This window comes from Comamonas squillarum (genome assembly GCF_025309455.1).
GTDB lineage: Bacteria > Pseudomonadota > Gammaproteobacteria > Burkholderiales > Burkholderiaceae_C > Comamonas > Comamonas squillarum.
The window spans coordinates 1,779,827-1,800,920 of the sequence record NZ_CP104377.1 but is presented as its reverse complement, the minus strand read 5'-3'; the positions used below and the strand labels follow the sequence as shown (position 1 = coordinate 1,800,920).

Genomic DNA, 21,094 nt, shown 5'->3' with positions numbered 1-21,094 from the left:
CCACTTTGCGCACCGGATTGGCTGCATCGGCCGTGGGAGGTTCGCTGCGCAGCGCCAGTGCTGCAAGGTACAATCTCGCGCGTATCTGCCATGGGGCTGTGCAGGGCCTGCGCGGCCACGGCATGCAGCCACAACAATTTCTTTTTTAATGCACCACGGGTGCCTGGAGTCTGACTGTGAGTTCTTCGCAAAATAATGACGGTGATGAGCGCTTTGCCTTGGGCCTGGTATTTGCCCTGATCACCCTGGTGGTGTTGGGCGTGATCTGGTTTGGCGCCTACACAGGCTTGCATGGCGCCAAGTCTGGCCAAGCCGGCGTGGTCGCTGCTGAGACTGGCGCCAAGCGCGGCGCCGTGCTGGGTGGTACGGACCCGGCCGTTGCTGCTGCCCGTGCGGCCGCTGCGGCGCAGGCTGGCAATGCCGCTGGCGCTACCGGCGTAGCCGCTGCTGCTGGCGGTGCTGCCGTGGTGGCCGATGACGCTGCTGCGGTGGTGATCGAAAACGGTGTGGTCAAGTTCTACTTTGCCACGGCCAAGGCCGAGCTGGCCCAGGGTGCGAACGAAGCGCTGGTGGATGTGATCGCTGGCGTCAAGGCCGGCCAACGCGCCGTCATCTCGGGCTACACCGATGCCACTGGCGACGCAGACAAGAACGCCGAGCTGGCCAAGCAACGCGCCTTTGCCGTGCGCGATGCGCTGCTGGCCCTGGGCGTGACCGAAGACAAGCTGGAGCTGAAGAAGCCCGAAGCGGTGGAGAGCGCGGGCAACAATGCCCAAGCGCGCCGCGTGGAAGTGGTGCTGGCCCCTTAATCGGCCCCAGCAGACACGACCAAGCCCGGATGCGTCCGGGCTTTTTTGTTGTTGGCGGGGCCTGAGCGGCCGCTGCGCGCCATGGCGGTCAGCGCAAGACGGCAACGCCCTTGAGCTGCGCATGCACGAGCAGGCCGGGACCCAGCTGCAACAGACGTGCCGAGCGGGCCGAGACCAGCGCCAGCAGGTGGGGCGTGTCATCAGCCGCACCCGGTGCCAGGCGCAGCTGCACCAGCACCTGGCCTGGGCTGCTTTGCTGCAGGGCCGTCACCACGGCCGGCAGGCTGTTGAGAATGGAGCTGCCGGTCTGGGGCATCAGCGACAGGCTGACATCGCGCGCCATCACGCGCAGGCGCACCCGCTCGCCTTGCCGGTAATGGGCATCGGCCTGCGTCCAGTGCAACTGCAGCTGCGGGTGGGCGCCTATTTGCAGCGACCACAGGTGGTCTTGCAGGTCGTGGCCGCAGACCTGGCCTTCGAGCAGGCTGGCTTGCTGGGCATCGGGCAGGGCCTGGGCCAGCGGGGCATTCAGCGCGGTCAGCATGTCGGCCACCGGCCCCTGCGCCACGACACGGCCGGTTTGCAGCAGCACCACCCGGTCGGCCAGGCGGCCCACTTCGTCGATCGAGTGGCTGACGTACAGGATCGGCAGCTTGAGCTGATCGCTGAGCTGGTCCAGGTAGGGCAGCACCTCGGCCTTGCGCTCGGCATCCAGCGCCGCCAGCGGTTCATCCATCAGCAGCACGCGCGGGCTGGTAGCCAGTGCACGGGCAATGGCCACGCGCTGGCGTTCGCCGCCCGACAAGGTGGCAGGTTTGCGCCCCAGCAGCGGGCCAATGCCCAGCAGCTCGACCAGGCGCTCGATCTGCACGCGCTGGCGCGCGGCCGGGGTGCGGCGCAGGCCGTAGCGGATGTTGTCATGGGCGCTCAGGTGCGGGAACAGGCTGGCCTCCTGGAAGACATAGCCCAGTGCCCGCTGGTGCGTGGGCAGCCAGTGGGCGCTGTCATCGTCTTGCCAGCGCTCGCCATTGACGCTGACCTGGCCCTGGGCACGTTCGAGCCCGGCAATGGCGCGCAGGCAACTGGTCTTGCCGCAGCCCGAGGGGCCAAACAGTGCGGTGACGCCCTGGCCGGGCAGCTGCAGGTCCACCTGCAGTTGGAACGCGGCGCGCTGCAGCTGCAGGCGCGCGTGAATGCCGTCGTGGTGGTTCTGGGCTTGCGTCATAGGGGGCTCGCGTTGTTCCTGTCGCGGGGTTGCAGCCATTGCAAGGCCACCAACACCACAAAGGCAAACACCACCATGCCGCCGGCCAGCCAGTGTGCCTGCGCATACTCCATCGCTTCGACATGGTCGTAGATCTGCACCGACACCACGCGCGTCTTGCTGGGGATATTGCCGCCCAGCATCAGCACGATGCCGAACTCGCCCACCGTGTGGGCAAAGGTCAGTACGGCGGCGGTGATAAATCCGGGGCGCGCCAGCGGCAGCGCCACGCTGAAGAAACTGTCGATACGGCTCGCGCCCAGGGTGGCAGCCACTTCCAGGGGGCGGCGGCCCAGGCCCTCAAAGGCCCGCTGCAACGGCTGCACGGCAAAGGGCAGCGAGTAGACCAGCGAGCCCACCACCAGCCCGGCAAAGGTAAAGGGCAGATAGCCCAGACCCAGGGCGCTGGTGAGCTGGCCCACCGGGCCATTGGGGCCCATCGTGACCAGCAGGTAAAAGCCGATCACCGTTGGCGGCAGCACCAGCGGCAAGGTCACCACCGCGCCAATGGGGCCGCGCCAGCGCGATGCCGTATGCGCGAGCCACCAGGCCAGCGGCGTGGCCAGCACCAGCAGCAGGGCAGTCGTGACGCTGGCGAGCTCCAGCGTCAGCCAGATGGCGGCCCAGTCGTCGGGGCTGAGAAGGGAGGTACTCACGGCAGAGGAGGGCGTGGCGAGGTGGGTTGAAGGAGGGAGGCTGCTGCGCACATGGTGCACGCGCAGCGCGGGCCCGGCAAGGGCAGTGTTTGGCCGGACCAACGCGCTGAGGTCAATGGCCGAGCAGAGACCAGCGGGATCAGACCCGCCAGTTCGGTGGCCCGCCGCGCCTTAGAACCCGTAGCCGTAGGACCTGATGATGGCGCGCGCCTTGTCGCCCTGGAGGTATTGAATCAAGGCAGTGGCGGCGGCATTGTCCTTGGCGCTACTCAGCACAATGGCGTCCTGGCGGATGGGTTCATGCATGGCCGATGGAACCATCCAGGCCGAGCCTTCGCGCAGCTTGCCGTCTTCCATCACCTGCGACAGCGCCACAAAGCCCAGTTGGGCATTGCCACTGGCTGCGAACTGGTAGGTCTGGCCGATGTTCTCGCCCTGCACGATTTTTGGCGTCACCTGGTCGGTCAGGCCCAGGTTCTTGAGCGTTTCCATCGCGGCCAGGCCATAGGGGGCGAGCTTGGGGTTGGCGATCGCGATATGGCGGTAGTCACCCATCTTGAGCACGGCGCCCTTGTCGTCCACATAGCCCGCTTGCTTGCTCCACAGCACCAGCTGGCCAATGGCGTAGGTAAAGCGGCTGGCGGCGACGCCCTTGCCTTCCTGGGCCAGCTTGGCCGGCGTCGTGTCATCGGCAGCCAGCAAAATGCCAAAGGGTGCGCCGTTGTTGATCTGTGCATAGAACTTGCCGGTGGCGCCGAACGACAGCACCGCCTTGTGGCCGCTGTCTTTTTCGAACTCGGCGGCAATCTTTTGCATCGGCGCGGTGAAGTTGGCGGCCACAGCCACAGAGACTTCATCGGCATGGGCGCTGGCAGCGAGGGCGGCCAACAGGGACAGGGCGAGGGGGGCGAAGCGGCGTTGGATCATGGCGGTCATCAAATCGCTATTCTGTTAATGAATAGCGCGAGTGTAGCGAGATTGTTTTGGGGTGCCAAATGATGGGGGCCATAGGCCCCTGTATGGGCACGCTATTGGTCCGCTATTGGCACGCTATTCTGGGCAAGGCTTTTCTCCAACCGCGCTTTGGGCACCGGCGCGGGGCGCTAAAGCATGCGAAGATTCGCGCCATGATTCCCCAAGCATCGCTCGCTGCCGCGCTCGCCGAGAAGCGCTCTGACCGCCGCATGGATGTGCTGCGCCATATCCAGGATTGCGGCTCCATCTCCGAGGCCGCGCGCCGCGTGGGCATCAGCTACAAGGCGGCCTGGCAGGCCCTGGATACCTTGTCCAACCTGGCGGGTGTGGAGCTGGTGCAGCGCAGTGTGGGCGGCAAGGGCGGCGGGGGGGCGCAGCTCACGGCCGATGCGCTGCTGCTGCTCGAAGCGGCCGATGCCATGGGCCATGCCCGTGAGCAATTGCATGTGCAGCTCGAGCATGCGCGCCAGCTTCCAACGGCTGCAGACCCCCAGGCACGCAATGCCGGGCAAGCAGGCATCTCAGTGGCCACCACCCTGGCGCGATTGCAGGTGATGACCAGCATGCGCAACCAATGGCCCTGTGTCGTGGCCCAACTCAGCCGCAGCGGCCCCTTGGTGCAGGTGCAATTGCAGGGGGCCGATGCTGGCGCGCAGTTTGTATTGCATTCCCATATCACCGATGAGAGCGCGCAGCTCTTGGGCCTGCGCCAGGGCCTGCCGGTGCTTGCCATGTGCAAGGCCACCGCTGTCGCGGTGCAAGCGGAATCGGCCGCTGCCGCGCTGGCGCCGGGGGGCAACGTCTGGCAGGGTGCGGTTACACGGGCCACGCGCGGCGGCACGGTGCAGGAGCTGGCCGTACGCCTGCAGTCTGGCGTGCAGCTGGTGGGCTTTAGCCGCGAGGCCACGTCGCTGCGCGCGCGCTCTGCGGTGCAGGTGACGGTGGAGCCCTCGGCGGTGGTGATTGCGCTGAGCGGCGAATAAACCCGGCTTGCGCCCGGCAGCGAGGCGCTGACGTCCAGGCGCCTTATTCCAGCACCAGGCGCTTGCGCAGTTTTCGGGTGGTTTCGACAAAGGCCGCTGCTGCCGGCGATAAGCGGTCAAAGCGCAGCGCCGCCAGCGCGATGGGCCGGTGGTTGCGCGGCATGAGCCGGCGGTAGGTGACGCCGGCCGGGGCGCGGGCAGCGCCAGGCGCGCGGCAATGGTCAGCGCATCGCCTTGCGCGACAAAGCCCATCATCGAGCTGAGCTGCTCAAACCGGTACAAGGTGTTGGGAACGGCGCCTTTGTCGGCCAAGAACGCGTCCACCCGCGGGCCGGAGCCCGCCGAGGTGCGAATAAATGGCTGGTTATGAAAATCCAGCGCGCTGATGCTGGTCTTCTGGGCCAACGGATGGGTGGCGGGCAGCACGGCCACCAACTCGCCCTCGATCAGCGGCACCGAGTCAAAGCGCTCGTCGGGCAAAACCACAAAGCCCAGCTCCACGCGGCGCTCCAGCAGCCATTGCAGCACCACGCTGTTCACCGCTTCTTCGATATGCACCTCGACCAGTGGATGGGCCTGGCGAAATGCGGCCAGCAGCTGCGGCAGCAGGCGCAGCGAGGATGTCGCGCCAAACGAGGCGATCTGCAGGCGCTCGCACCGCTTCCTTGCTGGTAGGTGGTGGTGCGGCGATTGTCGGCATGGGGCTGATGAATGCGGGCAGCAAGCGCTTGCTGCCAAGGCCTGCGCAGGCAAGTTGATGCATGATCGTCTTGGCAATGCCACCGAGCCCGCTTATGCTGCTGGCCAACCACCGCGACTGTGCCTCCCTATGAACGCCCACCCCAGCCCAGAGCCTTGCCCTTCACCGCAAGCAGATCCCGCCCCGGCCAAGGGCTCTGCGCTGGAAGTGCTGGGCGCCTTTTTGAAGCTGGGCCTGACCTCGTTTGGCGGGCCGGTCGCGCATCTGGGCTATTTCCATACCGAGTTTGTGCTGCGCCGGCGCTGGATCGATGAGCGCGCCTATGCGGATCTGGTGGCGCTGTGCCAGTTTCTGCCCGGCCCGGCCAGCAGCCAGGTCGGCATGGCCTTGGGCCTGGGCCGGGCGGGTTGGTGGGGGGCCTTGGCAGCCTGGCTGGGTTTTACCTTGCCATCGGCCCTGCTGCTGATGCTGTTGGCACTGGGCATGTCGCAATGGACAGGGCTGGCCACATCGGGCGCCGTGCATGGCCTCAAGGTCGTGGCCGTCGCGGTGGTGGCGCAGGCTGTATGGGGCATGGCGCGGGCGTTGTGTCCGGACCGGCTGCGCGCCGCATGGGCCATCGCCGCCGCCTTGCTGGTGCTGGCCGTGCCTTCCACCTATGGGCAGCTGGCAGCCATCGTGCTGGGTGCAGTGCTGGGCCGCTGGGTGCTGAAGCTGGGCCCGCTGCCTGCGGCACAGCACCAGCACTATGGTGTCAGCAACCGTGTGGGAAGCTGCTTGCTGCTGGTCTACGCCGTGTTGCTGGGGCTGAGCCCCTGGCTGATAGCCGCGTATGGAGGCAGCTTGCTGGCCATCGCAAGCCAGGTCTTCCAGGCCGGTGCACTGGTGTTTGGCGGCGGCCATGTGGTGTTGCCGTTGTTGCAGGCCAGCTTGGTGCCGGGCGGGCTGGTGTCCAACGACATACTGCTGGCCGGTTACGGCGCAGCCCAAGCCGTGCCGGGCCCGCTGTTCACGTTTGCCGCCTACCTGGGCGCGGCCATGCCCGCGCCATGGGGCGGCTGGTGGGCCGGCCTGGCCTTGCTGCTGGCGGTGTTTTTGCCGGGCCTGTTGCTGGTGGCCGGTGTGCTGCCGTACTGGGAATCGCTGCGCCAGCGGGCCGGCGTGCAGCGGGCGATGGCGGGCATCAATGCATCGGTTGTCGGCGTGCTGCTGGCTGCGCTGTACGACCCGGTGTGGACCAGCGCCATCCATTCCCGGCTGGATTTTGGCCTGGCGCTGGCCGCATTCGGCCTGCTGGTGTTGGCCCGGCTCTCCGCGCTATGGGTGGTGGTGGGCGCGGCCTTGTGCGGCTGGTGGTTTTTCTAGCGGGCAGGGCGATGGGCCAGCGGCAGCGGCGCTCACACCAGGCGCAGGCCCCACAGCACATCCAGCACATGCTGGGTGGAGGGCTCCACATAGCCGGCGCGGTGGGCGATGCCCAGCCGGCGCCACAGCGCAGGGCGCAGCGGGCGCATGGCGATGCGCGCGTCCGGCGGTGGGGCCGTGGCCTCGTGCGGCAACAAGGTGGCGCCGTAACCTGCGGCGACCAGGCTCTTGATGGCATCGTTGTAGTTCAGCGCAATGCGCGGCACCGGGTGGTGGCCGCCCGCGGCAAACCACTCGCTGGTCTGGCGTGACAGGCGTGTGCTGGCATCGTTGAGGATCAGCGGCTGGCCGGCGAGCCACTGCGGTGTGAGGCGGGCCGGGCAGGTCCAGTCGGCAGGCACAAAGGCCATCACAGGATCGCGGCGCCAGGGCTTGATCACCAGGCCTGCGACGGCTGGCTGGGGCAGGGCGGTGACGCCGATGTCCAAGCGGCTATCCACCAGGCGCGCCAGCGTCTCCTCCGAGGTCTGGACGCTGATCTGGATGTCGATGCCCGGATGCTGATCGCGCAGCACCGCCAATGCCTGGGGCAGCAGATGCGCAATCACCCCGGTCGATGCGCCCAGCCGCACACGCCCTTCCAGCCCCTGCACCTGGCGCTGGATGTCGCTCAGCGCCAGCTCGGCCTCGTCCAGCAGGCGGCGCGCGCGTGCGACCAACACCTCCCCAATGGCCGAGGGCCGCACATGCCCGCGCTTGCGCGACAGAAGCGGCGCGCCAATGCGCTGCTCCAGCTCGGCAATATGCAGGCTGACCGTGGGTGCTGCCAGGTGCAGGCTATGGGCGGCCTTGATGAACGAGCCCTGGTCGGCAATCGCCACCAAGGTGCGCAAACGGTCCAGGCTGATCTCTCGCATCGTGGCTCCAAAATCAGAAATGCTGAACGTCTGGTTTGTGAAATTCAACTTTCATTATTTTAGGACGCGGAGGAACATAGCGGCTCGATCCATGGGCCAGCGCCCGCATTCTCGGAAGTCATCTGCATATGCGCACTCCTCTTGTTTTTATCGACGGCGACCAGGGCACCACCGGTTTGCAAATCCATGAGCGGCTGCGCGGGCGCAGCGATATCCGTCTCGTGACCCTGCCAGCCGCTGAGCGCAAGGACGCCCAGCGCCGGGCCGAAGCCATCAATGCCTGTGATATCGCCATCCTCTGCCTGCCCGATGCGGTTGCGCGCGAGGCGGTGCAGTCCATCGTCAATCCTGCGGTGCGGGTGATCGATGCCAGTTCTGCGCACCGCACCCACGCCGATTGGATCTATGGATTTGCGGAGATGTCGGCAGCGCAGGCCGAGCGCATTGCCAAGGCCCGCCGGGTGACCAATCCCGGCTGCTACCCGACGGGGGCCATCGGCTTGCTGCTGCCGCTGGTGCAGGCCGGGCTGGTGCCTGCCAGCTACCCGCTCAGCGTGCATGCGGTATCCGGCTACTCCGGGCGCGGGCGCGCTGGCGTCGAGGCGCATGAGGGCGGGGGCGATGCCAAGCCGCCAGCGTTCCAGGTCTATGGCCTGGAGCTGGCGCACAAGCATGCGCCGGAGATGCAGTTGCACGCAGGCCTGGACGCGCGCCCGCTGTTTGTGCCGGCCTATGGCGCGTATCGCCAGGGCATTGTGCTGACGGTGCCGCTGGCATTGCGCATGCTGCCGCCTGGGGTGGATGCCGCTGCGCTGCAGGCCTGCCTGGCACGTCACTATGCGCAGGCGCCTGATGTGCAGGTCTTGTCGCTGGACGAGGCCAAAGCGCTTACACACCTGGATCCGCAACTGCTCAACGGCACGAATGCCATGCAACTAAGCGTCTTCCACAACGAGGCGCAGGGCCAGGTGCTGCTGGCGGCCATTTTTGACAACCTGGGCAAAGGCGCATCAGGTGCGGCGGTGCAGAACCTGGACCTGATGCTGGGCGCCTAGCAGGCCACCGTCGGCCAGCTATTCGCTAGTCGTTACTGCCCAAAAACTGCTCGGTCAGCTGCTGGGCAAAGGCATCGGGGCCGCTGAGGGTCAGGCTCAGCTGCAGCGCGGTCTGCTGGGCAGCTTGCGGCGCCAGCAGCTGGCGCTGCAGCGCATCCCAGTGCAAGGCCAGCGCGTCACCTGCATCGCTTTGCAGCTGCAGGTCCAGATCCCAGCGGTGGCCATCTTCCAGCGGGCCGGGGGCGCCAAAGGCATCGCTGCACCAGGCCAGCAGCTGCGTGACCTCGGCCGTCAGCGCCGGCCACTGGGCGGCCTTGGCATAGGCCATCGCATCGAGGCTGGTAAGGCCTTCGCCGTCATCGCTGGTGTCAAAGTCCAAATAGTCAAGCATCTGCGGGGGTTTCATCGATATTGCGCGATTTTATGCTATGTTTTTAGGAGTTAATCAAGCAAGCCGGATACCCCTATGAGCCTGGAATGGAATGCGCTGGATTTCTCCTACCCGCAAGCGGCCCCGCTGCTGGTCGGCTGGCAATGGCAGGCTGCGCCTGGCCTGGTGCAGCTGGTCGATGGCCTGAGCGCAGGCAAGACCACGGCCTTGCAATTGCTGGCCGGGCAGCTGCAGGCCAGCGCAGGCAGCGTGCACATCGATGGCCAGACGCCGGAGGCGCTCAAGAGCGCAGGGGGCGTGTTCTGGCACGAGCCGCGGCTGCCTGCGACCATGCCGCCAGGCACTACGGTGGTGGCCGATTGGGTGGCGCAGTTGCGCCGCGACTGTCCGGGCTGGGACGAGGCGCTTTTTGTGCAGTGGCAGGCGGGGTTGGATCTGGCCGCGCACAGCGCCAAGCCGTTGCTGGCGCTCTCGACTGGCAGCCTGCGCAAGCTGGTCATCGCGCTGGGCCTGGCCAGTGGCGCCCGGCTGGTGCTGATCGATGAGCCGACCTCGGGGCTGGACAAGCCGGCGCTGGCTTTTTTGCGCGAGGGCCTGCAAACCCTGGCGCCGCACCTGGCCGCGCAGGGGCGCTATGCCGTGCTGGCGCATTACGAGCCTTTGGTGGATGCCGGGGGCGCCGTGCAGGTGGTGGCGCTGCCGGCGCCGTAGTGGCTGCGCAGGCGCGGGCGCTGCATTGTGTAAATTTTCGTGCGCGCCCGGGGGCCAGCCCTGTGGCGCGTGTTGGGCCGCTGGATAATCGGGCAGACCGATTTTTTGAAAGACTGTTGTGGATACCTTGCTGTTGATCAAAGCCGCCATCATGGGCGTGGTGGAGGGGCTGACGGAGTTCTTGCCGATCTCCTCGACAGGGCATTTGATTTTGGCCGGCAGCCTGCTGGGCTTTGACGATGCCAAGGCCAAGGTGTTTGACATCGCGATCCAGACCGGTGCCATCTTTGCGGTGATCCTGGTGTATTGGCAAAAGATCCGCAGCACCGTAGTGGCGCTGCCATCGAGCCGCCAGGCGCAGCGCTTTGCGCTCAATGTCTTCATCGGCTTTTTGCCCGCCGTGGTGCTGGGCCTGTTGTTTGGCAAGTACATCAAGGCGCATTTGTTCACGCCCATCGTCGTGGCCACCACCTTTATCCTGGGCGGCTTTGTGATTCTCTGGGCGGAAAAGCGCCAGTCGGCCCATGTGCGGGTGCAGACGGTCGATGAGATGACGCCGCTCGATGCATTGAAGGTGGGTCTGGTGCAGTGCCTGGCGATGATTCCGGGCACCAGCCGCAGCGGCTCGACCATCATCGGCGGCATGCTGATGGGCCTGTCGCGCCAGGCGGCCACCGATTTTTCCTTCTTCCTCGCGATCCCGACCTTGATCGGCGCAGGTGTCTACAGCCTCTACAAGGAGCGGGCACTGCTGTCGATGGCGGACCTGCCCATGTTTGCGACGGGGCTCATCTTCTCGTTCATCAGCGCCTGGCTGTGCGTGCGCTGGCTGCTGCGCTACATCGCCTCCAACAGCTTTGTGCCCTTTGCCTGGTACCGCATTGTGTTCGGCATCATCGTGCTGGTGACCGCCTTTAGCGGCATGGTCAATTGGGTGGATTCCTGATCGCGAACATCCTCGCGCATCCGCACACTCAAGCCCGGCCCGACAGCCGGGCTTTTTTTGTGCCCGTTGGGCCACTGCCGCAGCCCGGTCCCTGTCGCCAATATGTCTGTGCCGCCCAAGGCTTGGGGTTTGTCTGGGCTGCGGGTCTTTCGGCGTTCTCTACAATTATCCATATTGTGAACTTTAGTCCATATGGTGGATAAATGCCTGTAGATAGCCCTGACCAGACCCCGTTGATGCCTTACCAGTATCCGAACCCACCTGATGCGCTGCCCGAGATCGTGGTGGAAAGCGCCATCCCCACCGATGAGCGGCTGTGGGTGCCGCAGGCCGAGAATGTCTGGTTTCGTCCGCTTTGCCTCAATGCCAGCCAGGGTTACTGGATGAACCTGCTCAAGGTGCGCAAGTCCGGGGTGCTCAGCCGCCACCGCCACCCCCAGGCGGTGCATGGCTTTGTGCTCAAGGGCCGCTGGAAATACCTGGAGCACGACTGGTGGGCCAAGGAAGGCAGCTATGTGTTCGAGCCACCAGGCGAGACCCACACCTTGTATGTGCCCGAAGACTGCGAGGAAATGATCACCTACTTCCAGGTCAATGGTGTCATGTACTACACCGACCCCTGGGGCAAGGGCATGGGTTTTGAGGACGTGTTCACCAAGATCGACATGTGCCGCAAGCACTTCGAGGCCGTTGGCCTGGGTGCCGATTACACCAACCAGTTCATCCGCTGACATGGCCGATTGCAGCTACCAATTTGGCGGCCGCGTGGCCGTGGTGACGGGGGGCGCCAGCGGCATTGGTGCCAGCCTGGTGCAGGCCTTGCAGCAAGCGGGCGCGCGGGTCGCCGTTTGGGATTTGCAGCCGCTTGCCGCAGCGCTGGCCGGCGATGCGCTGTTCTGCCCGGTCGATGTGACCGAGCCGGCCAGCATCCAGGCGGCGCTGGCGCAGACCTTGGCCCGCCTGGGCCGGGTTGACATGCTGATCAACAGCGCCGGTATCACCGGGCCCACGATGGCTCTCGATGCCTTTGACGATGCCGTCTGGCAAAGGGTGATCGACATCAACCTGGTCGGTGTCTACCACGTCTGCAAGGCGGTCGTGCCGGTGCTGCGTGCCCAGGGCTATGGCCGGGTGGTGAATATCGCCTCGCTCGCAGGCAAGGAGGGCACGCCCAATGCGTCGGCCTACAGCGCCGCCAAGGCCGGGGTGCTGGCGCTGACCAAATCGCTGGGCAAGGAGCTGGCCGGCAGCGGCGTGCTGGTCAATGCGGTGGCACCGGCAGCGGTGCGCACGCCCATTTTGGAGCAGATGGCCCCCGAGCATGTGGCCACGATGATTGCCAAGAGCCCGATGGGGCGGCTGGGCGAGCCCGAGGAGATTGCGGCCCAGGTGCTGTGGCTGGCGTCTGACGCCTGCTCGTTCAGCACTGGGGCGGTGTTTGATGTATCCGGTGGACGTGCGACCTATTGAAACTGCACGACAAAGTAAAAACAGAGGAGACAGTATGAACATGAGCAAAACGCGCCGAGGCGCCATCGGCTTGTTTGCGGCCAGTGCCAGCGCGGTATTGATGGCGCTGGGCAATGTCGCAGCAGCTGCTGATTTCCCGACGCGCCAGATCGAGTTGATCGTGCCCTTCCAGCCCGGTGGCGGCACCGACGGTGTGGCCCGTGCCTTTGGTGAGGCGGCGCGCAAGCACATTCCCCAAAGCGTGGTGGTGATCAACAAGCCCGGTGCCAGCGGCGCCATTGGCTGGACCGACATGATCAATGCCAAGCCTGATGGCTACAAGCTGGCCGTGGTGACGGTGGAGCTCGTGACCCTCAAGCCCATGGGCCTGGCCAAGTTCTCGTACGACGATGTGCAGCCCATCATCCAGTTCAATGCCGACCCGGCCGCGATCACCGTGCGCGCCGATGCGCCCTGGAACACGATTGAAGAGTTCCTCGCCGCCTCCAAGAAGGACCCCGGCAAGATGGGCGTGGGCAATGCCGGCAATGGCTCGATCTGGCACTTCGCCGCCACGGCGCTGGGCGACAAGACCGGCATCCAGTTCAACCATATCCCGTTCCAGGGCGCGGGCCCGGCCGTGCTGGCGCTGATGGGGGGCCACGTCGATGCGGTGGCGGTGAGCCCGGCCGAAGTGGCCCAGCAGCTGCAGGCGGGCAAGCTCAAGATGCTGGCCGTGATGGCAGACCAGCGCGTGAAGAACTTCGACAAGGTCCCCACCCTGAAGGAAAAGGGCATCGACCTGAGCATTGGCACCTGGCGCGGCATTGCCGGCCCCAAGAAGCTGCCCACCGATGTGCTGAACTACTTGAAGGCCGCCGCCAAGAAGACCGTCGATGAGCCGGCCTTCCAGGAAGTGCTGGCCAAACAGAACCTGGGCTTTGTCTATGCCGACGACCAGGGTTTCCGCAACCAGATGATGAAGGATGCGACCTATTTCGCCGACCTGATCAAACTGCTGGACATGAAGAACTGAGCCCCAAGCGGGCGATAAGCAAGCAATGCGAGAGATGCGAGTGATGACTACGACCTATCAGAAAGACCTGTTGACAGGCAAGACCGCCCTGGTCGCCGGTGCCACCCAAGGCATTGGCGCCGTGATCGCCAACCATTTGGCGGCGCTGGGCGCGCGCGTGATTGCGCTGGGCCTGGGCGAGGGCGATGGCACGCTGGATGCTGGGGTGGAGGTGCGCCAGGCCGATGTCACGCGCCAGGCCGATCTGGATGGGGCGCTCGCCGATCTGGACGAGCTCGATATCGTCTTCAACTGCGCGGGCATCATCAAGCGCGGGCTGGAGCACGATGTGGAGGTCTTCCAGCGCGTGCTGGAGGTGAACCTGACCGGCACCATGCGGGTCTGCACCGCCACGCGCGACAAGCTGCGCGCCCGGCGCGGCTGCATTGTCAACACCGCATCGATGCTGACCTTCTTCGGCGGTGGCCTGGTGCCCGGCTATGCGGCCAGCAAGGGTGGCATTGGCCAGCTGACCAAGTCGCTTGCCATTGCCTATGCGGCCGACGGCATCCGGGTGAACGCGATTGCGCCGGGCTGGATTGCGACGCCGCTGACCCAGGCGCTGCAGGACGACCCGGCCCGCTCGGGCCCCATCCTGGCACGCACGCCGCTGGGGCGCTGGGGCACACCGCAGGATGTGGCGCAGGCGGCCGTGTTTCTCTGCACGCCGGCGGCCAGCTTCATGACGGGCGTGGTGCTGCCGGTCGATGGCGGCTATATGGTGAGCTGAGGCTGACGCCCGAGAAGGCGGTGGCAGCAAGCTGTCCATCCAAAGACAAATGCCCTCGGCCAGGTGGCCGAGGGCATTTTTTTTGAGGAAGACGAACAGGTCGTCAGTCCTTGGGGCGGAAGCCAATGACCAGGCTCGACGGCACGCGGCCATCGGTGTCGCGCGGCAAGGTCTCGGTCTTGTGCATTGCGCGGACAACGGCATCGTCCCAGGCCTTGTTGCCGCTGGACTTGGTGACGCGCACGCCCACGATGGTGCCATCGGGGGCAGCGCGCACTTCCAGCTCGGCACGCGGGTTGCCCTGGATGTCATCAGGGAAGGTGATGTTGGGGCGCACCTTGGCAGCGACCTTGCCGCCATAGCCGGCCGATGGGCCGCCTTGGCCAGAGGCGCTGCCCGATGGCGTGCCACCCTGGCTGCTGCCGGCCGCACCTGCAGCGCCTGCCATACCGGCCATGCGGGCGATATTGGCCTGGCGCTGGGCTTCGGCGGCCTTGGCATCTGCTGCTGCCTTGGCTTTGGCGTCAGCAGCGGCCTTGGCCTTGGCGTCCGCTGCTGCTTTGGCTTTCGCATCTGCAGCGGCCTTGGCCTTGGCGTCGGCTTCTGCCTTGGCTTTCTCGGCCTTCTCGCGCTCGGCCTTGTCCTTCTCGGCTTTTTCCCGGGCGTCCTTTTCCTTTTGCAGGCGGTCCTTCTTGTCCTGCTCGGCCTGCTTCTTGCGGTCGGCTTCCTTGCGGTCCTTCTCCGCCTTCTCGGCCTTTTCGCGGGCATCCTTTTCCTTTTGCAGGCGTTCCTGGCGCTCCTCTTCCAGGCGATCCTTCTTGTCCTGCTCGGCTTGCTTCTTGCGCTCGGCTTCCTTGCGCTGGGCCAGCTCACGCTCCTTTTGCTCGCGCTGCTTGGCTTCCTGCTCCTTTTTCTTGCGCAGGGCAATCTCGGACTCGCGGTCGTCGTCATCCTGCACGGCCGCCACGGGCTTGGGCGTGGTCACGGCCGGGGCGGGCGCGGGGGGCGGAGGTGGCGGAACCGGGGCGGGCGGCGGCGGTGCCACGGGCGGGGGAGGTGGGGGCGGCGTCAGCGGCGCAGGCGCGGCCTGCTCATTGGTGGGCGCCCACAGCTCGGCTTCGACCGAGGGCTGGTCGCTGTCGCGCGGGTTGCGCACGGTCCACAGCAGGGCGACGACCACCAGCAAGTGGGCCGCAGCCGCCACGGTCCAGGACTTGGTCCGTGACGGAGGTTTGGGAGGGGCAAGCTGATCGCGCTCTTGACGAGGAGACATGGGCACTCTTCTTATTGGCTGCCACCAGCCACTTGCAGGGCGACACGTTTGACACCGGCCTTCTGCAAGGTCGACATGGCATCGATCACCTTCTGGTAGGCCAGGTCCTTGTCCGCCACGATGAGCATGGCGCTGTCCTCAGGCGGGTTGTCCGCTTGCCAGGCCTTGGCCCGGTCGGCCAGGTCGCCCGCGGCCACGGCCTGCGTGACATTGCCGGTCTTGAGCTGGATCGAGCCGTCCTTGTCCAGCAGCACATGGGCGATGTTCTTGGTGGGCGGGCGCTCGCTCTTGCCTGCCTTGGGCAGGTTGATGGCGCCCGGCGTGAGCATGGGGGCGGTGACCATGAAGATGATCAGCAGCACCAGCATCACGTCGATGAAGGGCACCATGTTGATCTCGTTGACGGTGCGGCGGTTGCGTTTTCCGCGAGAGGCGACGGCCGGCATGGCTGTTTCCTTTGTATTTAGTGCGCAGCGTGCAGCGGCTGGGCACCCAGGTTGCGCTGCAAGATGTTGGAGAACTCTTCAATGAAGGTTTCTTGCTGGCTGGCGATGCGGTCAATGCCGCTGGAGAAGCGGTTGTAGGCAGTCACGGCGGGAATCGCCGCGAACAGGCCCATGGCCGTGGCCACCAGCGCTTCGGCAATGCCGGGCGCGACGGTGGCCAGGGTGATCTGTTCCATGCTGGCAAAGCCGGTGAAGGCGTGCATCACGCCCCAGACCGTGCCGAACAGACCGACATACGGGGAGACCGAGCCGATGGTGCCCAGCAGCGACAGGCCCGATTCGATCTCGTCCATCTCGCGCTGGAAGCTCGCACGCATCGCGCGGCGGGTGCCGTCGAGCAGGGTGTCGGGGTTGGTGATGTGGCGCTCGCGCAGTTTCTGGTACTCGCGCATGCCGCTGGCAAAGATGCGTTCCATCGGGCCGCAGGCTTTGACGTTGTGCATCGCGTTCTGGTAGAGCTCGTTGAGGCTGGAGCCGGACCAGAAGTCGCTCTCGAAGCTCTCATTCTTGTTCTTGATGGCTTTGAGCATGCCGACCTTGCGCAGGATCGTGGCCCAGCAGGCGACCGAGGCGGCCACCAGGATCAGCATCACGAGTTGCACCACCCAGCTGGCGTGCAAGACCAGGCTGGCAATGGACATTTCTTGGGAATTCATGAGATGGTTTGGATCAGGGATTGAGGAATTCTTGCCGGGCGCATGCTGAGGGCATCGACCCAGCCGATACGGATTGTGCCCTCACAGAGCAGCTGAGGTGTATCTGTTGGTTGCTTCTGTTTTAAGAGCACGCGCTGCGCGATCTGCATCGAAGCGCGCCCCGCTTCTTGGAGCGCTGCCGTCACGATGAGTTCATCGTCCAGACGTGCAGGTTGTAAATATTTGATATGGGCTTCGCTGACCACAAACATGCCGCCCACCTGCTCGCGCAGGCGCTGCTGCTCCAGTCCCAGTGAGCGCAGCCATTCGGTGCGGCCCCGCTCCATGAACTTGAGGTAGTTCGCGTAGAACACGATGCCGCCGGCATCGGTGTCCTCCCAGTACATGCGGATCGGAAACTCAAAGTCCATGGCTATCGCCTTTCAAAGGGGCTTTATAGCGTGGCTGAAAGGTGGCGCTGCGCAGCACCCCTTGCGGGGCGACTGGCAGTGGGCAAGGCGCAGCGGTCTGCATCATCAGGCCAGCAGCTTGCGCAGCCGGGCAATGGCCTCTTGCAGCTGCTCCATCGAGTTGGCGGTCGAAAAGCGCACGAAGCGGCCGGTGTCATGGCTGCCAAAGTCGCGCCCCGGCGTGATGGCCAGGTGGGCCCGCTCCATCACCGCATAGGCAAAGTCCCAGGAGCCTTCCACGCCCAGCTTCTTGGCCGCCTGCGTGCAATCGGCCCAGGCGTAGAAAGCGCCATCGGGTGCGACCGGCACCGGCAGGCCCAGCGCTTCGAGCGCGGGGATGAAGTAATCGCGCCGGGCCTTGAACTCGGCGCGGCGGCGCTCGTACTCGGCAATGCTCTCGGGCGCAAAACAGGCCAGCGCTGCGTGTTGCGCAATCGTGCTGGCGCAGATGAACAGGTTCTGCGCCACGCGCTCGATCACCGGCACCAGGGCCTCGGGCACCACGGCCCAGCCCAGGCGCCAGCCGGTCATGTTGAAGTACTTGCTGAAGCTGTTGATCGAGATGATGTTGTCATCGATCGCCAGCGCAGTCTGGCCAAAGGCCTCGTCATAGGACAGGCCCAAGTAGATTTCGTCGATGATGGTCAGGCCGTCGCGGGCCTTGACCACCTCGTGGATGCGGCGCAGCTCCTGCGGCGCAATCGAGCTGCCCGTGGGGTTGGAGGGCGAGGCCAGCAGCACGCCACGGGTCTTGTCGCCCCAGGCGGCCTGCACCTTGTCGGCGCTCAGCTGAAAGCGCTCCTCGGCCGTCGTGGGCAGCAGCACGGCCTGGCCTTCTGCTGCGCTGACAAAGTGGCGGTTGCAGGGGTAGCTGGGGTCGGGCATCAGGATCTCGTCGCCGGCATCGATCAGCGACAGGCACACGAGCTGCAAGGCAGCCGATGCGCCGGCGGTGATGACGATGCGGCGCGCCGGCACATCGATGCCAAAGCGCTGCTTGTACCAGTCGGACAGCGCCTGGCGCAAGGGCTCGATGCCCAGCGCCGGGGTGTACTGCGTGCGGCCTTCGCCAATGGCGCGCTCGGCGGCCTGCTGCACCAGCTGCGGTGCGGTGAAGTCCGGCTCGCCGATGTTCAGGAAGATCATCGGCTCCGCGCTGCCCGCCACCTGGGCCGCCAGTGCCTGGGCGGCCTTGGCGACCTCCATCACATAAAACGGCTCAATGCGCTCGGCTCGGGTGGCGATTTTCATGGTCTTCAGCTTGGATCAGAGGGCTCCCACAGCGTTGGCGGCATATGGGCAAGCACGGAGTGTGCTATCAAAAGTATAACTGGCAGCGGCTAAGCCCTTAGAAAAACCGATGCCAGCGCGCAGGCATGGGCATCGGTGGTCAGGGCGATCAGGCCGCGTTGTTGCGGTCAGCAGTCACTTCGGCGGCGCGCAAGCTTGGGGCCAGCGCGTTGAGCACGGCGTTCACATACTTGTAGCCGTCGGTGCCGCCAAATTCCTTGGCCAGCTCGATACTTTCGTTGATGACCACGCGCCATGGCACATCCAGGCAGTGCTGGAATTCATAGACGCCAATCCACATGCAGGCATGCTCGATGGGCGAGATCTCTTCCATCTTGCGGTCCAGATGGGGCAGGATCTGCGCATTGAGCTGCTCGGCCGCCTCGATGCATCCGTGCAGCAGTGCGTCGTAGTGGGCAGCATCGGCCTTGTGAAAGCCCGCCAGATCGCGCGTGAACAGGTCGATCTCGGTGGCGCTGTTGCCGCTCAGGATGTACTGGTAGAGCGCCTGCAGCGCGAACTCACGCGAGCGGCTGCGGGTGGACTTGGAGGCGGCCTTGCGCGCGCCGGTGGAGGTCAGACCCTTGCGGGCCTGGCGCGGAGGGCGCTGGCTGGAGGAAGAGTCGCTCTGGTCGTTTTCGTTCATAGTGTTTTCAGCAGATTGGCCATCTCGACAGCGACGATGGCGGCATCGCGCCCCTTGTCGATCTGGCGGGCGATGGCCTGGGCTTCGTTTTCAGTGGTGAGGATGGCATTGGCCACGGGGATCTGGAAATCCAGGCCGATGCGGGTGACGCCAGCGCCCGACTCGTTGGCCACCAGTTCAAAGTGGTAGGTTTCGCCGCGGATGATGCAGCCCAGCGCAATCAGCGCGTCGAATTCTTCGGATTCGGCCATGGCCTGCAGTGCCACGGGCACTTCGAGTGCGCCGGGTACTTTGACATGGCGGATGTTCTCGGCTTGCACGCCCATGGCGGCCAGCTCCTGCAGGCAGGCCTGGGCCAGGCTGTCGGTGATGCTTTCGTTGAACCGGGCCTGCACAATGCCGATGGCAAGCGCGCTGCCATCCAGGTTGATGGCACTGCCTTTTTCTGCTCCAAACATGCTGCTTATTCCTTGTTGATGTATCCGGTGATCTCAAGCCCGTAGCCGGCCATGCTGGGCAGGCGGCGGGGCGCGCCCAGCAGGCGCATCTTCTGCACGCCGCAGTCGCGCAGGATCTGGGCACCGATGCCATAGGTGCGCAGGTCCATGCGGCCGCGCTCGGGCGCTTGCGCAGCACGTGCCTTGCCGTCGAACTGGCGGATCAGCTGGGAGGCGCTTTCATTGCAGTTGAGCAGCACGGCCACGCCGCAGTTTTGCTGCTGCAAATAGGCCAGGCTCGCGTCCAGGGTCCAGCTGTGCATCGCGCGGCCGCTCTCGAGCAGGTCCATCACCGACAGCGGCTCGTGCACGCGCACGGGTACATCGCTGTCCGTCTGCACGCTGCCCTTGACCAGGGCCATGTGCACCGCGTGGCTGGCATGGTCCTGGTAGAGGTGGGCGGTGAATTCGCCATGCGCCGTTTGCAGCGGGCGGCTGCTGATGCGCTCGACCAGCGATTCGTGGCGGCTGCGGTATTCGATCAGGTCGGCAATAGTGCCGATCTTGATGCCGTGCTCGGCGCAGAACAGCTGCAGATCGGGCAGGCGGGCCATGGTACCGTCGTCCTTCATCACTTCGCAGATGACGGAAGAGGGCGAGCAGCCCGCCAGGCGCGCCAGGTCGCAACCGGCTTCGGTGTGACCCGCGCGCATCAGCACGCCGCCATCCACCGCCTGCAGCGGGAAGATATGGCCGGGCTGCACCAGGTCGCTGGCCTGGGCATTGGCGGCCACCGCGGCCTGCACGGTGCGGGCGCGGTCTGCGGCAGAGATGCCAGTGGTCACGCCTTCGGCCGCCTCGATCGAGACGGTGAAAGCGGTGGACAGCGGGGCGCCATTGTTGGCGGTCATCTGGCGCAGCTGCAGGCGCTCGCAGCGCTCGCGGGTCAGGGTCAGGCAGATGAGGCCCCGGCCCCACTTGGCCATGAAGTTGATGGCTTCCGGTGTGACATGGTCGGAGGCCAGCACCAGATCACCTTCGTTCTCGCGGTCGGCTTCATCGACCAGAACGACCATGCGGCCAGCGCGCATCTCGGCAACAATGTCCTCCACCGCAGAGATCGGCGCAGGGGTCAGGGGGCTGCTCATGGAATGCCTTTAAAGAACTTGTGTCGTGTCTGCGCGCAGATCTGCGGCGCGTGAGACAGTAAAAACCCCAATTTTAGACCAGCTGCTCCCCGGCTGGGCGGCTTTGGCGCTTCTGGGGACTGGCGCAGCGGGTCAATACTCGCCACGCATCAGCACCACATTGCCATCCGGATAGGCCACGCAGGGCAGGATGCAGCCCGCTTCCTTGTCCTCGGCGCTGAGCCCGGGCCATTCGATCTCGTAGTGCACACTGCCCGATTTCAATCGACCCACACAGGTGCGGCAGGTGCCATTGCGGCAGGAGCTGGGCCAGTCCACACCGCCTTCTTCCAGCGACTGCAGCAGCGGCGTGTCTGCCCAGGCATCGACCTGGATATCTTCGTTGTCGATCTGGGCGTTGTAGAGCTCGGGGGTGATGGGCATGGGGTGTGGATCCTAAAGGCCATATCAAAACCATAGCTGCCCAGCTAAGTGTGGTAAGCACTGATGCTGGATAGCAAGGATGAGGCCAGTTTTGCTGAAATTGCGGGCAATGTAACACACGGCTAATAAAAACATGGGCTTAGCGGGTTAAATGGCCCGCGATGCGCAGTTATCCACATGGTTGTTCAGCCATTTTCGGGATAACCCTAGCGCACCGCTGGCCGCTGGCCTGCATTGTCG

At 65.3% G+C, this 21,094-nt stretch carries 24 protein-coding genes and 1 pseudogene; 10 read left to right on the top strand and 15 right to left on the bottom strand.

What is annotated here, in order from left to right; genetic code table 11:
- The first annotated feature begins 176 nt into the window (after window positions 1-176).
- Window positions 177-809, top strand: a complete 633-nt coding sequence (locus N4T19_RS08450; protein ID WP_260719899.1) for an OmpA family protein — start codon at window positions 177-179, stop codon at window positions 807-809.
- A gap of 88 nt (window positions 810-897) precedes the next feature.
- On the opposite strand, the gene modC is transcribed toward N4T19_RS08450, so the two are convergent.
- From modC to modA, 3 genes are all read right to left on the bottom strand, one after another.
- Window positions 898-2,034, bottom strand: coding sequence for a molybdenum ABC transporter ATP-binding protein (gene modC, locus N4T19_RS08445; RefSeq protein ID WP_260719898.1), 1,137 nt, complete (start codon window positions 2,032-2,034; stop codon window positions 898-900).
- A complete protein-coding gene (modB, locus tag N4T19_RS08440) occupies window positions 2,031-2,729 on the bottom strand; it encodes a molybdate ABC transporter permease subunit (RefSeq protein WP_260719897.1) in 699 nt (232 codons plus the stop codon). Before modB ends, modC begins: the two co-directional genes overlap by 4 nt.
- Before the next feature lie 171 nt (window positions 2,730-2,900).
- Window positions 2,901-3,656, bottom strand: a complete 756-nt coding sequence (modA, locus tag N4T19_RS08435) for a molybdate ABC transporter substrate-binding protein (protein WP_260719896.1) — start codon at window positions 3,654-3,656, stop codon at window positions 2,901-2,903.
- A gap of 200 nt (window positions 3,657-3,856) precedes the next feature.
- Between modA and N4T19_RS08430 the strand changes: the two genes are divergently transcribed.
- On the top strand, window positions 3,857-4,687 hold the full coding sequence (locus tag N4T19_RS08430; RefSeq protein WP_182342762.1) for a TOBE domain-containing protein: 831 nt from the start codon (window positions 3,857-3,859) through the stop codon (window positions 4,685-4,687).
- Window positions 4,688-4,942: 255 nt separating this feature from the next.
- Here N4T19_RS08430 and N4T19_RS08425 read toward each other — a convergent pair.
- A pseudogene (locus N4T19_RS08425) lies at window positions 4,943-5,470 on the bottom strand (LysR family transcriptional regulator substrate-binding protein); the annotation flags it as partial.
- A 46-nt stretch (window positions 5,471-5,516) separates the two neighbouring features.
- Between N4T19_RS08425 and chrA the strand changes: the two are divergent.
- Window positions 5,517-6,752 carry a chromate efflux transporter gene (gene chrA / locus N4T19_RS08420; protein ID WP_260719895.1) on the top strand — a complete coding sequence of 412 codons (1,236 nt, stop codon included), beginning with the start codon at window positions 5,517-5,519 and terminating at the stop codon, window positions 6,750-6,752.
- Window positions 6,753-6,784: 32 nt separating this feature from the next.
- Here chrA and N4T19_RS08415 read toward each other — a convergent pair whose 3' ends face one another.
- Window positions 6,785-7,669, bottom strand: a complete 885-nt coding sequence (locus N4T19_RS08415) for a LysR family transcriptional regulator (RefSeq protein WP_116925974.1) — start codon at window positions 7,667-7,669, stop codon at window positions 6,785-6,787.
- A gap of 128 nt (window positions 7,670-7,797) precedes the next feature.
- Here N4T19_RS08415 and argC point away from each other — a divergent pair, with 128 nt between their 5' ends.
- Window positions 7,798-8,724 (top strand): N-acetyl-gamma-glutamyl-phosphate reductase, encoded by a 927-nt coding sequence (argC, locus tag N4T19_RS08410; RefSeq protein WP_260719894.1) that lies wholly within the window; start codon window positions 7,798-7,800, stop codon window positions 8,722-8,724.
- Window positions 8,725-8,749: 25 nt separating this feature from the next.
- Here argC and N4T19_RS08405 read toward each other — a convergent pair whose 3' ends face one another.
- A complete protein-coding gene (locus N4T19_RS08405; protein WP_260719893.1) occupies window positions 8,750-9,115 on the bottom strand; it encodes a hypothetical protein in 366 nt (121 codons plus the stop codon).
- 75 nt (window positions 9,116-9,190) lie between these two features.
- Between N4T19_RS08405 and N4T19_RS08400 the strand changes: the two genes are divergently transcribed.
- The 6 genes from N4T19_RS08400 (at window position 9,191) to N4T19_RS08375 (ending at window position 14,026) form a co-directional block, all read left to right on the top strand.
- Window positions 9,191-9,826, top strand: a complete 636-nt coding sequence (locus N4T19_RS08400; protein ID WP_116925977.1) for an ABC transporter ATP-binding protein — start codon at window positions 9,191-9,193, stop codon at window positions 9,824-9,826.
- 118 nt (window positions 9,827-9,944) lie between these two features.
- Window positions 9,945-10,772: an undecaprenyl-diphosphate phosphatase gene (locus tag N4T19_RS08395; RefSeq protein ID WP_116925978.1), complete on the top strand. Its 828-nt coding sequence runs from the start codon at window positions 9,945-9,947 to the stop codon at window positions 10,770-10,772.
- Window positions 10,773-10,975: 203 nt separating this feature from the next.
- Complete coding sequence (locus tag N4T19_RS08390) at window positions 10,976-11,503, top strand: 2,4'-dihydroxyacetophenone dioxygenase family protein (RefSeq protein WP_021026020.1); 528 nt, start codon at window positions 10,976-10,978, stop codon at window positions 11,501-11,503.
- Between the two features lies 1 nt (window position 11,504).
- Window positions 11,505-12,242: an SDR family NAD(P)-dependent oxidoreductase gene (locus N4T19_RS08385; protein ID WP_116925979.1), complete on the top strand. Its 738-nt coding sequence runs from the start codon at window positions 11,505-11,507 to the stop codon at window positions 12,240-12,242.
- A 34-nt stretch (window positions 12,243-12,276) separates the two neighbouring features.
- On the top strand, window positions 12,277-13,257 hold the full coding sequence (locus N4T19_RS08380) for a Bug family tripartite tricarboxylate transporter substrate binding protein (protein ID WP_116925980.1): 981 nt from the start codon (window positions 12,277-12,279) through the stop codon (window positions 13,255-13,257).
- Window positions 13,258-13,300: 43 nt separating this feature from the next.
- Complete coding sequence (locus tag N4T19_RS08375) at window positions 13,301-14,026, top strand: SDR family NAD(P)-dependent oxidoreductase (RefSeq protein ID WP_021026023.1); 726 nt, start codon at window positions 13,301-13,303, stop codon at window positions 14,024-14,026.
- A 103-nt stretch (window positions 14,027-14,129) separates the two neighbouring features.
- On the opposite strand, the gene tolA is transcribed toward N4T19_RS08375, so the two are convergent.
- The 9 genes from tolA to N4T19_RS08330 form a co-directional block, all read right to left on the bottom strand.
- Complete coding sequence (tolA, locus tag N4T19_RS08370) at window positions 14,130-15,299, bottom strand: cell envelope integrity protein TolA (protein WP_260719892.1); 1,170 nt, start codon at window positions 15,297-15,299, stop codon at window positions 14,130-14,132.
- 11 nt (window positions 15,300-15,310) lie between these two features.
- Complete coding sequence (locus N4T19_RS08365) at window positions 15,311-15,745, bottom strand: ExbD/TolR family protein (RefSeq protein WP_021027304.1); 435 nt, start codon at window positions 15,743-15,745, stop codon at window positions 15,311-15,313.
- A gap of 17 nt (window positions 15,746-15,762) precedes the next feature.
- Window positions 15,763-16,461, bottom strand: coding sequence for a protein TolQ (gene tolQ / locus N4T19_RS08360; protein ID WP_021027305.1), 699 nt, complete (start codon window positions 16,459-16,461; stop codon window positions 15,763-15,765).
- Window positions 16,458-16,871 (bottom strand): tol-pal system-associated acyl-CoA thioesterase, encoded by a 414-nt coding sequence (ybgC, locus tag N4T19_RS08355; RefSeq protein ID WP_260719891.1) that lies wholly within the window; start codon window positions 16,869-16,871, stop codon window positions 16,458-16,460. The genes tolQ and ybgC overlap by 4 nt, the downstream gene beginning before the upstream one ends.
- Before the next feature lie 105 nt (window positions 16,872-16,976).
- Window positions 16,977-18,161, bottom strand: a complete 1,185-nt coding sequence (locus N4T19_RS08350) for a pyridoxal phosphate-dependent aminotransferase (RefSeq protein ID WP_116924446.1) — start codon at window positions 18,159-18,161, stop codon at window positions 16,977-16,979.
- Between the two features lie 148 nt (window positions 18,162-18,309).
- Complete coding sequence (gene nusB, locus N4T19_RS08345; RefSeq protein ID WP_116924445.1) at window positions 18,310-18,846, bottom strand: transcription antitermination factor NusB; 537 nt, start codon at window positions 18,844-18,846, stop codon at window positions 18,310-18,312.
- Window positions 18,843-19,304 carry a 6,7-dimethyl-8-ribityllumazine synthase gene (ribH, locus tag N4T19_RS08340; RefSeq protein WP_021027309.1) on the bottom strand — a complete coding sequence of 154 codons (462 nt, stop codon included), beginning with the start codon at window positions 19,302-19,304 and terminating at the stop codon, window positions 18,843-18,845. The genes nusB and ribH overlap by 4 nt, the downstream gene beginning before the upstream one ends.
- Before the next feature lie 5 nt (window positions 19,305-19,309).
- Window positions 19,310-20,431 (bottom strand): bifunctional 3,4-dihydroxy-2-butanone-4-phosphate synthase/GTP cyclohydrolase II, encoded by a 1,122-nt coding sequence (gene ribBA, locus N4T19_RS08335; protein ID WP_260719890.1) that lies wholly within the window; start codon window positions 20,429-20,431, stop codon window positions 19,310-19,312.
- Window positions 20,432-20,563: 132 nt separating this feature from the next.
- Window positions 20,564-20,854, bottom strand: a complete 291-nt coding sequence (locus tag N4T19_RS08330; protein ID WP_116924442.1) for a 2Fe-2S iron-sulfur cluster-binding protein — start codon at window positions 20,852-20,854, stop codon at window positions 20,564-20,566.
- Window positions 20,855-21,094 lie beyond the last annotated feature (240 nt).